Below are 13202 nucleotides of genomic sequence, written 5' to 3'. Positions count from 1 at the left end.
ACACCCATCTATTTGACGCTTCATCAGTGACCAACTAGGCTTACTCCATCTGCTTAGATTTTGCACACTGGTGGTCTTGATGACTCAAGCGCGTTCAACTCAAATCTCTCTTCAAGACACGGCGTACTATCACTGTATTTCACGGTGTGTACGCCGTGCTTTTTTATGCGGCGAAGATGCCTATTCTGGTCAAAACTTTGAGCATCGCCGGGTATGGATTGTTGAACGTATGCGACTGCTTAGCCAAGTGTTTGCCATTGATGTGTGTGCGTATGCCGTTATGTCCAATCACTATCACTTGGTACTGCATGTTGATACCGCTACCGCGGGGTCTTGGAGCGATGAAGAGGTGGCTCAGCGTTGGATAACATTATACAAAGCGCCGCTGCTAGTCACTCGTTGGCTAAATGGTGGGTTAAAGTCCAAAGCTGAAACGCGTAAAACGCTTGAGTTAATTGATGAATGGCGTGAACGATTGACTGATATCTCTTGGTTTATGCGTAACCTCAATGAGTATGTCGCCCGAGAGGCTAACAAAGAAGAGGGCTGCAAAGGTCGATTTTGGGAAGGCCGTTTCAAATCTCAAGCCTTGCTCGATGAAAAGGCGCTGCTTAGCTGTATGGCGTATGTGGACTTGAACCCGGTTCGAGCCGATATGGCGCAGTCACTTGAAGAATCTGAATTTACCTCGATTTATGAGCGAATTCATTCCGTGGCTTGTCAGCATGATAAAGGAAAAGGTGAAATTGACTCTCTTCCCACCAAAGGGCTTGCTGGTTTTTTAGGTCACGAGCGTGAAGCGCAGCCTTGCTTTGGTATAGAGTGTTCTCTGCTAGATTACTTAACTTTGGTTGAAGCGTTAGGGCGGGTAATGAGGCCGAATAAGCGCGGTTATGTTCGTTTCAGCAATAACACGCTTCTTGAGCGGTTAGAGATGAATGCAGAAGAATGGCTCAGGCTTTCAGAAAGTTTTGGGGGTAAGTTTCGCTGCGCGGTGGGCTCGGCTCAAGAACTCGAACGTTACGCGCTGCATACGAATCGAGCGTGGGTGTCGGGTAAGTCCTTGATGGAAGACGTTTGTTATTCCAAATAAGCACTATACTTTAGTTCTCATTGCTGCAATGGATGACATTTTCACTAGGATTAAGTAACTTAGTCCCTTAGATGGAAAGAGTTTTTGGTGAAAGTGATGAACGGTAACCCGGAACGCTGGAAGCAGCGTTTGCAAAACTTAAAAAAAGCACAAGCGAGATTGAGTCGCGCCTGCTCTCAGGATAGTTACAACGAACTGGAGCTTGCAGGATTGGTGCAGACGTTTGAATTTTCGTTTGAGCTAACTTGGAAAACGTTAAAAGACTTGCTGAAGTTTGAAGGGTTTGATGTGGCTTCTCCACGCAGTGTCATTCGTACAGCGTTAGAGGCCAAGCACTTAACATCCACTCAAACAGAAACGCTGTTGGAGGCTTTAGTTAAACGCAAGCTACTTGCTCATACATATGATGAGGAAAATTTACTTGAGGCGCAAAAGCTAATCATTAAATCATATGCTCCTGTCATTCGGGATGTAACTTATTATCTAGAGGCAAAATGTGGCTTGTAATATTGCCTTGAGTCCAAGCAAACTGAGCCTTAAACCGCATCAACTTCAGTTAATCTTGGATGCCGTAAATCAACAGAAGTCAGTTAAACATGCGTGGCTTTTTGGCTCGAGAGCATTGGGTACCCACAAAGACAGTTCTGACGTGGATATTGCATTGGAGGGGGCTGAGATCTCAATCAAGGTACTGGCAGATATACTAGAGGCACTAGAGAAGTCTTCACTTCCTTATAAGGTTGATCTTGTTGTTAAAAACAAAATCGTGTCCCAGGAACTTCTCAATCACATTAACGAGTATGGCCTACAGCTCAAGTAGTCTATCAATTAAGCGCTATGAAGCCCGTGTTCATAGCGCATCGTTACTATCAGATTCCCGCCTAGTTTGATTCAGCCGTCTCAGGCTCAACCTCTTTTCCAAGCTTTGCTCGCACAAATCTCGTGATACGCCAAATATAAGACAGGCAGAGCGCATACCCCACAAAACAAGCGATAAAGCCATAGAACATCACTGGCTCAGGAATCTGCGCGATTTCACCATAGATTCCAAACCCAGTCAGCGCAGACGCCAGCAGGCAAATAGCAAACAAGGTTTGTCTTGAGCTTAAGCCCAGGCGCTGACAGATATGATGAAGGTGCTCGCGGTCTGGTTTGAATGGCGAGTCGCCGCGGCGAATTCGGCGGATCATAATGGCAGCCATATCCATGAGTGGAAGGGCAATGAGCCATAGAGCGGTCACTGGTCTCATTATAGCCCCTGATTCATCTTGGCTGCTGCTGAGCAGCAACCAAATAATGGTAAAGCCAATCATCATGCTGCCGGCATCGCCCATGAATACTTTTCGTTTTTTACCAAGCAGACCTAAATTCATGCCAATGTAAGGAATGGCTGCGGCGATAAAGATAAGGCAGAGCAAGCCTAAAGCCGAGTACCCGTCTTGATAAAGCAGGTAGGCTAGTGCACCAAAAGATACAATCGATAACCCACCCAGTAGCCCATCAATACCGTCGACCATGTTAAATGCGTTGATGGCACCAATCACGCCCAGTACGGTAATCAGTACCGCAAATCCACCCAGCTCTGTGTAACCCAAACCAAACATGTTGCCTAATGTATGCAGTTCTAGTTCTGCAAAATGCATCATCGCCAGAGAGAGCAGCGCTTGGCATAGCATGCGAGATTTAAAGCTGAGATCGCATTTGTCATCCACGGCACCCAGCACGGTCAAGGTGCAGATTGAAAATAGGAATAGCCAAAGATGTTCTATTTCGATATTGAAAGCCAGCAGCGTGATAGAAACGGTGATGCAGATAGAGATGCCGCCGACAAGAGGAACCACGCCTTGGTGGTGTTTTCTTGCATTGGGTTTGTCGACTAATCCGATGGTTTTGGCCACACGCCGCGCAAAAAACAAGGTGATGAACGCGGTGACTGCCGCAAAGCTGAGAAGTAAAATCATGTGACCCACTAACGATTGAGATTTGTTGTTTTTAAGAGTTTGGGTTCTTTTTTGTGACCCTCAGCCCAATGTTACTCAAATTTGGGCGGTTTATGAAGTCGGTTCAGTTCATGTTTGTTTCTTATTGCTCATATTTTCAGTTAAATAGGGTATATGTCACAAATTGTACATGGGCATTTCACCTGTTTTCTATGTCATTTGCTCGTTTTTAACTTAGCTTAACCTGCGGATGCCTGTTGAGGCTGACCGCGTCGAATAAGTCGCAGGTATGCGGTAAACCTAAATATTTTACTGAGTATCCAGTAATAGCTGCCAAACAGCATCAGAAACAAGTAAAACATAGTCGACTCTTCAATAGCGAGCATTTCGCCTATCACCCCAATGGCTGCGCAACATAACGCGATTGCCGATATGATAAACAGTGTTTGTATGGAGTTAAAACCAATACGCTGGAAAATATGATGCAGGTGACCCCGGTCTGGCGTCATTGGTGATTGGCCTTTGCGAACGCGCCTCGTCATAATTGCGACCATGTCCATAAGAGGGACTGCAATCAGCCAAAGAGCTGTCACTGGACGTACAGCGGCATATTGATACACCACAGAGCCAGTATCCGGCTGAGTTAAGGTAAATAGCAGCCAAACCACAACAAACCCTATCATCATACTGCCCGCATCACCCATAAATAGTCGGTATTTACTTCCCCACAATCCGAGGTTGAACGTTAAGTATGGGACGAGAGTACACAGCAGAATGACACAAAGCTGCATGTGTGCAGTATCTCCCTGCAAGGCAAATAGCACACTTAGTCCTAATAAAGTAATTGTTGCCAAAGCGCCTAGCAGTCCATCTATGCCATCCACCATGTTGAAGGCATTGATCGCACCAATCACCGCAATAACGGTGAGGGGGATGGCGAGCCACTGGAAGGTGACATAACCAAAACCAAAGGCATCGCCAAAGGTGACGAGTTGAATATCTGCAAACAAAGCAATGAGCGTTGCGATAGACGCTTGTACCAACAAGCGGCTTTTACAGCTCAAATCGAACCTATCATCGAGTACACCAAGTGCTACGAGCGTCACAATCGAAAACAGGAATAATGATTGATGCGGTATGGGGGCATCGGTTTGTATCAGTGCGACAAACAGTGTTATGCCGATGGCAAGCCCACCGACTAAAGGCACTTGTCCTTGATGTCGCTTACGAGAATCGGGTGTATCTACCAAGCCAATTTGGGGCGCGAGTTTGTGGCTAATGAGCAGTGCTGCAAACGTGCCCATTAGTACGCTAATGATTTGCCAAGCCATATCTATACCAACTGTCCGTGCTGCTAATTTGCGGTCAGAGTTTATTGTTTGTGTTTATTGTTGCGTTGTAATTAAACACGTTACGTAGCGCTCAATATCACCGGATTATTGTTAATTTAGTTGCATATTGAGCGTGTTTTCTGGCCGCATATCCTGTTTTCAGGTTATGACGAAGCGGGAAAATTGCAAATTTATGCAAATTAGTAAATTGGGAAAGCAATAATGCTAACTGATTGAATATTAGTCACTTGAGGCGCATGAACCCACAAAGCTCGGACTCATGCATTTTCATCTATTGTGATCATAATCACGAAATTTGAGATTGAAATGAGTTAGCTCGGCATGCTGCGGCGAATGGCTTCGGCTCTGCGGAAAAACCAAAATGCTCCCACACAGCTCATGGTTGTGCATAGAGCTGGAAGGATAAGCAGAAGTTGGTTGGCGGTCATAAGAATGCCCATTGAGATTATTGCCAGTGCGATCACAACACTTTCAATAAAGCGTCCTTTGCTTTGGTTGCGGTGCCGGAAAAAAGCATATTTTAGTGTGAGTTCCATTTCGAATGCCCTCTGTGAATGCCATTGCTTTTTAATACTAGTAGATTACGACACCTTAAAGAGCGGAATTTAATAAAGTGATATTAATTGGAAGCGAACACGCATAAAAATAGCCATAGAAGGAGGGATTTTTATGCTGTTCTACATTTGAAGTGAACTCGAGTGCATACCGATTATGTGATGCTGCTCAGTCCTTGTGAGGCAAGGTTTATAAGTGTTGACTTGAGTATGTGTGCTCTGTCTCATAACGAATGATTTTGCTGGCGAATATCAAGCGGTCATCACACTGTGAGCACTCAATGTAAATCGCTTCGGAATACTCATATGAAGATCACAGATAACGTCTCTATCACTCATCACGGTGGCAAAAATACCGTCACTGGTTCATGCCATGAACTTAAGATTGGAAGTGACTCACTCCTTATCGATTGTGGACTGTTTCAGGGTGGGGATGCGAAGTCCAAATCGTTGGATATCGATTTTAGTTTGGCGGCTGTACGAGCGTTAGTACTTACTCACGCTCATATTGACCATATAGGGCGGTTGCCTTGGCTATTTGCCGCAGGGTTTCGAGAGCCTATCTATTGTACGCACGCGACCGCACATTTGGTGCCTCTGATGCTAGAAGACGGTCTGGCGCTCCAATTGGGGCTAACCAAATCCCAGCGAGCGCATATTGTGCAGCTCATTAACCGTAAGCTCAGGCCTGTGGGTTACAATGAATGGGTACCTATGAAAAACGCTAAACAGGACTACTTTACCCACATTCGATTTCAGCCAGCAGGTCATATACTGGGTAGCGCCTATGTCGAAATCATGCTTCCCAACAAAGAAGTGGTGGTGTTTTCCGGGGATCTTGGCCCCAGCCACACGCCATTGCTGCCCGATCCTAAGCCGCCTAAGCGAGCAGACTATCTGTTTTTGGAATCGACTTATGGCGATAAGCGTCATGAAAGTGTTGAATCCCGCTCTAAGCGATTACTAGAGATTATTCAGCGTAGCCTTAGTGATGGCGGCGCCATTCTGATTCCTGCATTTAGCGTTGGACGAACCCAAGAGCTGCTGTTTGATATAGAAACCCTGCTGTCGCAAAACCAGCTAAGTGAGCGCTTACCTATTATTGTTGATTCACCACTCGCGGCAAAGGTGACCAATGCCTATCGGCGTTACCGTAAGCTTTGGAGTAGAGAAGCAAAAGCGAAGGTCTTGCATGGGCAGCGCCCGCTCAGCTTTGATCAATGTATTGTGGTGGAATCTCACCGAGAGCATGCAAGGCTTGTTAATCGCCTCGCGACTACCGGTGAGCCTGCGATTGTGATTGCCGCTTCTGGTATGTGTCAGGGAGGGCGTATTGTGAACTACCTAAAAGCGCTATTGCCTGATGAGAGAACCGATGTGGTGTTTTGTGGTTATCAGGCTGGTGGCACGTTGGGGCGTGATATTCAGGCGGGGCGTTCTTCCGTTATAATTGATGATGAGCGAGTCGAAATAAACGCCTGTGTGCATTCGATGTCGGGGTATTCGGCGCATGCGGATAAGAGTGACTTGTTGGCGTTTGTTGTTGGGTGTGAAAGTTCCGTGAAGCAAGTGCACCTTATCCATGGAGAAGCCAACTCTAAGCGAAGGTTGACCGAAACTTTGCGCGAAGATTTGGGTGCTAAATTGTTGATAGAGTAGAAGTGATAACTTAGTGCTGTTTAAGGATCGGTGAAAGAGTCGCGCCACCTTGTTAACTCAGGTACAATTCCGCATGTTTTTTGCGTGTGGTACCCAGTTTTACCACATGTTGATGCTTTAATTTTGATGACAGGGTTGCTTTTTAAGGGTGTGACTTAAGGGCGGTAGCTTGGAGAAATGTAAGCGCACCTTACTCTTTAGCTAGTCAAGTCTATGATGAACTACTGTATGGATATTTAAGTTGGGTTTCAGATATGAACAACGTATTACCTCTTATTGGAAGAAATAAAGAGTTGTTTTGCTCAGATGTGAGTAACAATGAAGAAAAATTGAAAAAGGTTGTGTCTGAGTCTAGCTTTCTTGTTTTAGGAGGCGCTGGCTCGATAGGGCAAGCTGTGACCAAAGAAATTTTCAAACGCAACCCGAAGAAGCTGCATGTTGTGGATATTAGTGAAAACAACATGGTTGAGCTGGTTCGAGATATACGTAGTTCGTTTGGTTACATTGATGGTGACTTTCAAACTTTTGCTCTAGATATTGGCTCTTTAGAATACGATGCTTTTATCAAAGCGGATGGTAGGTTTGACTATGTACTGAACTTGTCTGCTCTCAAGCACGTTAGAAGCGAGAAAGATCCTTATACATTGATGCGAATGATAGATGTCAATGTGTTTAATACGGATAAGACTATTCAACAATCAATTGATGCAGGTGCTAAAAAGTACTTCTGTGTGTCCACAGATAAGGCGGCAAACCCCGTCAATATGATGGGAGCCTCGAAGCGTATTATGGAAATGTTTCTAATGCGCAAAAGTAAACAAATAGATATATCTACAGCGCGTTTTGCCAACGTGGCATTCTCTGATGGCTCGTTACTACATGGTTTTAATCAACGTATTCAAAAGCGCCAGCCTATCGTGGCGCCAAACGATATAAAGCGGTATTTCGTTACTCCACAAGAGTCGGGTGAACTATGTTTAATGTCTTGTATTTTTGGTGAAAATCGTGACATTTTCTTCCCGAAACTGAGTGAAGCTCTTCACCTTATTTCTTTTGCAGATATTGCTGTTAAATACTTAGAGCAACTTGGTTTTGAACCTTACTTATGTGAATCAGAAGAAGAAGCCCGCGAACTTGTTGCCACGCTTCCAGAACAAGGTAAATGGCCATGTCTATTTACTACGAGCGATACCACTGGTGAGAAGGATTTTGAAGAGTTTTTTACTGAAACAGAAGAATTGGATATGTCTCGATTTGAAAATCTAGGCATCATTAAGAATGAACCTGTTTACGAACAAGAACTTCTTACTATATTTGAAAATCGTATTTCTGAATTGAAAAGTGAACAAGCTTGGACTAAAAAGCAGATTGTGGAGTTGTTCTTTACAATGCTCCCTGATTTTGGACACAAAGAAACCGGTAAATACCTCGATAGTAAGATGTAAGTGGAGCAAACAATGAAAGTGACAACAATTGTTGAGTTTGTTAGAGATACTTACAAAACCAACGAGTTTATTCCGTTGCATGCGCCAACCTTTGATGGCAATGAAAAAGCATACGTAATGGAAACCATCGACAGCACATTTGTGTCTAGCGTTGGTAAGTTTGTTGATGATTTTGAAAGAAAAATCGAGGCGTATACTGGTTCGACTAAAGCTGTAGCAACAGTTAATGGCACAGCTGCATTGCACGCTGCATTGTATATGGCTGATGTTCAAAGAGGTGACTTGGTCATCACGCAAGCTCTGACTTTTGTTGCAACCTGCAATGCGCTTTATCATATGGGCGCTGAACCCATTTTTCTAGATGTGTCTCCAGTGAGTTTAGGTTTGTGCCCTAAAGCTGTGGATGCATTTTTAGAGGATGGCGCTGACGTTACCGACGCGGGATGCATCCACAGAAAAACAGGTCGAAGAATCAAAGCCGTCGTGCCAATGCATACGTTCGGTCATCCCGTAGAGCTTGATGAGCTGGTTGCCGTTTGCTTGAAATGGAACATCACGTTAGTTGAGGACGCCGCAGAAAGCCTAGGTTCGTTTTATAAGGGCAAACATACGGGCACTATTGGTGACTTTGGTGCTGTCAGTTTTAACGGCAACAAGATTATCACCACCGGTGGTGGTGGCATGGTGTTATGTAAGACTCAAGAATTAGGGGCGCGCACTAAGCATGTCACTACGACCGCTAAAGTTCCTCATCCTTATGAATTCTTCCATGATGAGCCTGGTTTCAACTACCGTATGCCAAACCTAAATGCGGCTCTAGGTTGTGCTCAGATGGAAGTCATCGAGCAGTATCTGAAAAAGAAGAGGCTGCTTGCAGAAAGTTACAAGGATTTCTTCAACGGAACTGATTTTAAGTTTGTCATTGAGCCAGAGTACGCTCGCTCAAACTACTGGCTGAATGCCGTCATTTGCCCGGATAAAGAAAGCCGTGAAGAGGTGCTTGCAGGCACAAATAGTTCCGGTGTGATGACTCGACCTATTTGGCAGCTTATGCACAGATTGCCAATGTTTGAGAGTGCTATACGTGATGACCTAACTTATTCTAAGTACATAGAGGCACACCTAGTCAACCTTCCAAGCACTCCAGTGGACATCCAAAAGTAGGTTCAAGATATACATGAAGCAGACACACAGAAAGGTTGCTGTCTTTACTGGTACAAGAGCAGAGTATGGTCTGCTCTTTTGGCTTTTAAAGGATATACAAAGCGACCCGGATCTAACCCTTCAATTGCTCGTTTCTGGTATGCATCTATCACCAGAGTTTGGTGATACTTACAAACAAATTGAAAAAGATGGCTTTAATATCGATGAAAAAGTAGAGATTTTGTTGTCTTCTGATTCAGCTGTAGGTACCGCGAAAAGTATGGGGCTGGGTGTCTTAGGGTTTGCTGACGCCTTGTCACGACTAGCTCCAGATGTTCTTGTCATTCTAGGGGATCGCTTTGAAGCGCTAGCTGCAGCGCAAACGGCTATGATACTTCGCATTCCGATTATTCATCTTCATGGCGGAGAGATCACGGAAGGCGCTTATGACGATGCGATCCGTCATGCGATTACTAAGTTGAGTTACCTTCATGGGACATCAACAGACGAATATCGAAATCGAGTTATTCAACTCGGTGAATCTCCAGCCCGTGTAAAGAATGTTGGCGCGATTGGCTTAGATCACCTAAATCGAGCGTCTTTTATGACGGTTTCTGAATTGAGTGAATCACTAAGTTTCGAACTTACGGCACCTTATTTTGTTGTTACTTACCATCCCGTTACCTTGGGTGATGAGTCTCCAGAGGAAAGCTTTAAGGCACTTTTAGATGCGTTGGATGAATACCCTGAGTATCAAGTTATATTGACTTACCCTAATGCAGATGACGGCGGTCGACGTATTATTCCGATGCTGGAGGCTTATGCGGCAAATCAACCAAAACGTGTTTTAGCAATCCCATCACTAGGGCAAGTTCGTTATCTGAGTTCGGTGAAGTACGCGGCTGCAGTTATTGGTAATTCGTCGAGTGGTATTATTGAAGTGCCAGCCTTTGATGTTCCTACCGTGAATATTGGCTCTAGACAAAAGGGTCGTTTGGCTGCAAAAAGTGTTCTAAACGCAATGGCCACAAAAGAATCCATCAATAACGTGATTGCTCTCGCTGTAAATCGAGAATATAAATCGGAAGATGAACGTATTGTTAATCCTTATGGTCAGGGTGATAGCAGCAAGCAAGTCATAGAGATGATTAAAGGGTTCGATTTTGAACTTTGTAAGTCTTTTTATGATGTAAATATTGAACCTGACTTAAACGAGAAAGCAGAGTGAGACAATAATGACTTTGATTATTGCTGAAGCGGGTGTAAACCATAACGGTCAAGAAGAATTAGCGTTTGCTTTGGTCGATGCTGCTCACATGGCTGGAGCGGATATAGTAAAGTTCCAAACTTTTAAAGCAAAGAACCTCGTTACCGAAGAAGCTAAACAAGCCGAATATCAAGTAACAAATACTCAAAAGCAAGAGTCTCAGTTAGCGATGTTAAGTCGTTTGGAGCTGTCATACGATGTGCACCACGAGCTTGTGAAGTACTGTAAGTCGTTGGGTATCGAGTTTCTGTCTACAGCTTTCGATCTTGAGAGCTTAGACTTTTTGGTTAATGATCTAGGCTTAACACGACTAAAGCTTCCTTCTGGTGAGTTAACCAATGCTCCTTTGGTACTTGCTCATGCATGTACTGGATGTGATCTGGTTGTCTCAACGGGTATGGCGACATTGTCAGAGATTGAAATGGCGCTTGGCATTATTGCTTTTGGCTATACCGCAGAGGCGAACGCGGTGCCTTCTATTCAGAGTTTCCAAGAAGCTTATGCCTCAGAAGCGGGACAAAAAGCGCTGAAAGAAAAAGTGACGATTCTTCATTGCACAACCGAATATCCAGCTCCAATGGATGAGATAAACCTCAGAGCGATGGACACTCTGGGTCAAGCCTTTGATCTAGCAGCGGGTTATTCTGACCACAGTGAAGGGATCACCATTCCTATTGCTGCGGTTGCTCGCGGCGCGGTGTTGATCGAAAAACACTTTACGCTCGATAAGAACATGGAAGGTCCTGACCATAAAGCCTCTCTAGAACCTCAAGAACTTGAAGCTATGGTCACCGCTATTCGTCAAATTGAAGTGGCACTTGGCTCAAGAGTAAAAACGCCCACGGTGTCTGAAGTAAAAAATAAAGCGGTAGCTCGTAAAAGCTTAGTAGCGGCGACAGATATTAAAGCGGGCGAAGAAATCACAGAACATAATCTAACTACTAAGCGACCAGGCACTGGCTTATCGCCCTACCGATATTGGGACTTTATTGGCAGCAATGCATCTAAAGACTACAGAGCCGGAGAGTTGATCGTTGAATGATAAAGGTGTATTGCCAATCGTGATGATTGGTGGTGGGGGGCACGCGTCCGTTCTTGTTGATATTTTGCTTTCTCAAGGTCGAGATATTCTTGCTGTTATTAGTCCGGAAGATATCTATCAACGTTCGGTTTTTCATGGGATACCACATTTGAGCCTTGATAAAGATGTGTTGAGATATGACAAAGACCAAGTCTTATTAGTAAATGGCATTGGGGTGATGCCTCGATCAAGTCTAAAGCGGAGAGTTAATCAGCATTTTCTTTCGCTAGGGTATCAGTTTGAGACGGTAGTAGCGGACAGCGCCAGTGTCTCTCCTTTTTCTGATATCGAATCAGGCGCCCAGATCCTGCCGATGGCAGTCGTTCAGAGTGGTGCTACTGTCGGTTGTCATAGCATCATTAATACCGGAGCTCTGGTAGAGCATGATTGCCAGATCGGGGAATATAACCATATTGCTCCCAAAGCGACGCTCTGTGGTCAAGTCGAGACTAAAGAAAACGTTTATGTTGGCGCTGGTTCAATTGTTATTCAAGGGGTAGTCATCGGTGAGGGTGCCATTGTCGGCGCAGGAGCTGTTGTTACGGCATTATTGAAAAAAAATACCATAGCTTACCCAGCGAGAATGATATCTAAGTCCCTCAACAATTCAATAGGAAAAGAATGAGTCACAGCTGGAAAAAAATCCTAGTCACTCCCTCAGAGTCCATTCGTACTGTATTGAAAATCATCGATCAACAAGCGCTTAAACTTGCACTTGTCGTTGATCATCAAAACAGGCTTCTTGGAACCGTGAGTGATGGCGATATTCGTAGAGCCATACTAAATGACGCGTCACTGGAAGATGAAGTCTCCAGTATCATGAATACTCAACCTACGACAAGCGATGTTAGTATGACTCGCGAGAGCATCTTATCGTTGATGGAGAAAAAAGAGCTTCATGCCATCCCGATTTTAAGCAATCAAGTGGTCGTTGGTTTAGAGACTTTGCACGGTCTATTACATAAACCTCAATACGATAACCCTGTTTTTTTGATGGCTGGGGGCTTTGGCACTCGACTTAAACCACTAACCGATAATTGTCCCAAACCATTATTAAAGGTGGGAGAGCGACCTATTCTTGAAACGGTCATTCTAAGTTTTATTCGAGCGGGTTTTACCAACTTTTATATCTCTACCCATTATTTACCTGAAATGATTAAAGAAGTCATTGGAGATGGTTCACGTTGGGGTATAAAAGTACAATACATTCATGAAGAAAAGCCTCTCGGGACTGGGGGGGCGTTAGGTTTGCTCCCTCCTGACTTGCCAGATTTACCAGTGATTGTTATGAATGGCGACGTACTGACAAAGGTAAATTTTGAAGAGGTATTAGCGTTTCATAATAGTAAGCAGTCCACTGCGACCATGTGTGTCCGAGAGTATGAGTATCAAGTACCATTCGGAGTGATCGAGGCGGATGGTTTTAAAATTACAAATCTCGTCGAAAAACCAACGTATCGTTTTCATGTAAATGCTGGTATTTATGTTCTCAACAAGTCACAAATATCAAAAGTTAAAAAAGGCGAGTACTTGGATATGCCAACTTTGTTTGAGTCACTGATTGGCAATGGAGCCTATGTGTTTCCTTTCCATGACTATTGGTTGGATATCGGACGTATGGATGACTTCAGACGTGCACAAACTGATATTGTAACTTTAGGATTATGA

13 protein-coding genes are annotated in these 13202 nt (G+C 44.3%); 10 read left to right on the top strand and 3 right to left on the bottom strand.

The genetic code is table 11. The features are described from left to right. Nucleotides 1-79 precede the first annotated feature (79 nt). From ACVA6Q_RS20050 to ACVA6Q_RS20040, 3 genes are all read left to right on the top strand, one after another. Nucleotides 80-1093, top strand: coding sequence for a transposase (locus ACVA6Q_RS20050; RefSeq protein ID WP_446648706.1), 1014 nt, complete (start codon nt 80-82; stop codon nt 1091-1093). A gap of 96 nt (nt 1094-1189) precedes the next feature. Further along, nucleotides 1190-1600, top strand: a complete 411-nt coding sequence (locus ACVA6Q_RS20045) for an HI0074 family nucleotidyltransferase substrate-binding subunit (protein ID WP_446648758.1) — start codon at nt 1190-1192, stop codon at nt 1598-1600. Continuing rightward, nucleotides 1590-1913, top strand: coding sequence for a nucleotidyltransferase family protein (locus tag ACVA6Q_RS20040; protein ID WP_446648705.1), 324 nt, complete (start codon nt 1590-1592; stop codon nt 1911-1913). The genes ACVA6Q_RS20045 and ACVA6Q_RS20040 overlap by 11 nt, the downstream gene beginning before the upstream one ends. 61 nt (nt 1914-1974) lie before the next feature. Here the strand turns inward: ACVA6Q_RS20040 and wecA (ACVA6Q_RS20035) are convergent, their stop codons facing one another. The 3 genes from wecA (ACVA6Q_RS20035) to ACVA6Q_RS20025 form a co-directional block, all read right to left on the bottom strand. Further along, the gene (gene wecA / locus ACVA6Q_RS20035) at nt 1975-3054 is read right to left on the bottom strand and encodes a UDP-N-acetylglucosamine--undecaprenyl-phosphate N-acetylglucosaminephosphotransferase (protein WP_446648704.1); all 1080 of its coding nucleotides are present in this window, start codon (nt 3052-3054) and stop codon (nt 1975-1977) included. A 218-nt stretch (nt 3055-3272) separates the two neighbouring features. Further along, nucleotides 3273-4364 (bottom strand): UDP-N-acetylglucosamine--undecaprenyl-phosphate N-acetylglucosaminephosphotransferase, encoded by a 1092-nt coding sequence (wecA, locus tag ACVA6Q_RS20030; RefSeq protein WP_446648703.1) that lies wholly within the window; start codon nt 4362-4364, stop codon nt 3273-3275. 332 nt (nt 4365-4696) lie between these two features. Next, nucleotides 4697-4921, bottom strand: coding sequence for a hypothetical protein (locus ACVA6Q_RS20025; RefSeq protein WP_446648702.1), 225 nt, complete (start codon nt 4919-4921; stop codon nt 4697-4699). Between the two features lie 324 nt (nt 4922-5245). Between ACVA6Q_RS20025 and ACVA6Q_RS20020 the strand changes: the two genes are divergently transcribed. The 7 genes from ACVA6Q_RS20020 to ACVA6Q_RS19990 all read left to right on the top strand — a co-directional run bounded on the left by ACVA6Q_RS20020 (nt 5246) and on the right by ACVA6Q_RS19990 (nt 13202). After that, nucleotides 5246-6598 (top strand): MBL fold metallo-hydrolase, encoded by a 1353-nt coding sequence (locus ACVA6Q_RS20020; RefSeq protein WP_446648701.1) that lies wholly within the window; start codon nt 5246-5248, stop codon nt 6596-6598. 254 nt (nt 6599-6852) lie between these two features. After that, a complete protein-coding gene (locus ACVA6Q_RS20015; RefSeq protein ID WP_446648700.1) occupies nt 6853-8043 on the top strand; it encodes a UDP-N-acetylglucosamine 4,6-dehydratase in 1191 nt (396 codons plus the stop codon). Nucleotides 8044-8055: 12 nt separating this feature from the next. After that, nucleotides 8056-9207: a LegC family aminotransferase gene (locus tag ACVA6Q_RS20010; RefSeq protein ID WP_446648699.1), complete on the top strand. Its 1152-nt coding sequence runs from the start codon at nt 8056-8058 to the stop codon at nt 9205-9207. Between the two features lie 13 nt (nt 9208-9220). Next, nucleotides 9221-10414 carry a UDP-N-acetylglucosamine 2-epimerase gene (gene neuC, locus ACVA6Q_RS20005; protein ID WP_446648698.1) on the top strand — a complete coding sequence of 398 codons (1194 nt, stop codon included), beginning with the start codon at nt 9221-9223 and terminating at the stop codon, nt 10412-10414. A gap of 7 nt (nt 10415-10421) precedes the next feature. Next, on the top strand, nt 10422-11495 hold the full coding sequence (neuB, locus tag ACVA6Q_RS20000) for an N-acetylneuraminate synthase (protein WP_446648697.1): 1074 nt from the start codon (nt 10422-10424) through the stop codon (nt 11493-11495). Nucleotides 11496-11517: 22 nt separating this feature from the next. Then, a complete protein-coding gene (locus ACVA6Q_RS19995) occupies nt 11518-12159 on the top strand; it encodes an acetyltransferase (protein ID WP_446648757.1) in 642 nt (213 codons plus the stop codon). Then, nucleotides 12156-13202, top strand: a complete 1047-nt coding sequence (locus tag ACVA6Q_RS19990; protein ID WP_446648696.1) for a nucleotidyltransferase family protein — start codon at nt 12156-12158, stop codon at nt 13200-13202. The genes ACVA6Q_RS19995 and ACVA6Q_RS19990 overlap by 4 nt, the downstream gene beginning before the upstream one ends.

The sequence above is a fragment of the Vibrio sp. DNB22_10_4 genome (genome assembly GCF_052879755.1).
This window is presented reverse-complemented; position numbering and strand designations above follow the sequence as displayed.

Coding starts and splice junctions, on each gene's coding strand:
- wecA (WP_446648703.1), bottom strand. CDS start 4,364: ATGGCTTGGCAAATCATTAGCGTACTAATGGGCACGTTTGCAGCACTG.
- ACVA6Q_RS20010 (WP_446648699.1), top strand. CDS start 8,056: ATGAAAGTGACAACAATTGTTGAGTTTGTTAGAGATACTTACAAAACC.
- ACVA6Q_RS20015 (WP_446648700.1), top strand. CDS start 6,853: ATGAACAACGTATTACCTCTTATTGGAAGAAATAAAGAGTTGTTTTGC.
- neuB (WP_446648697.1), top strand. CDS start 10,422: ATGACTTTGATTATTGCTGAAGCGGGTGTAAACCATAACGGTCAAGAA.
- neuC (WP_446648698.1), top strand. CDS start 9,221: ATGAAGCAGACACACAGAAAGGTTGCTGTCTTTACTGGTACAAGAGCA.
- ACVA6Q_RS20020 (WP_446648701.1), top strand. CDS start 5,246: ATGAAGATCACAGATAACGTCTCTATCACTCATCACGGTGGCAAAAAT.
- ACVA6Q_RS20025 (WP_446648702.1), bottom strand. CDS start 4,921: ATGGAACTCACACTAAAATATGCTTTTTTCCGGCACCGCAACCAAAGC.
- ACVA6Q_RS20045 (WP_446648758.1), top strand. CDS start 1,190: ATGAACGGTAACCCGGAACGCTGGAAGCAGCGTTTGCAAAACTTAAAA.
- wecA (WP_446648704.1), bottom strand. CDS start 3,054: ATGATTTTACTTCTCAGCTTTGCGGCAGTCACCGCGTTCATCACCTTG.
- ACVA6Q_RS19990 (WP_446648696.1), top strand. CDS start 12,156: ATGAGTCACAGCTGGAAAAAAATCCTAGTCACTCCCTCAGAGTCCATT.
- ACVA6Q_RS20050 (WP_446648706.1), top strand. CDS start 80: ATGACTCAAGCGCGTTCAACTCAAATCTCTCTTCAAGACACGGCGTAC.
- ACVA6Q_RS19995 (WP_446648757.1), top strand. CDS start 11,518: ATGATTGGTGGTGGGGGGCACGCGTCCGTTCTTGTTGATATTTTGCTT.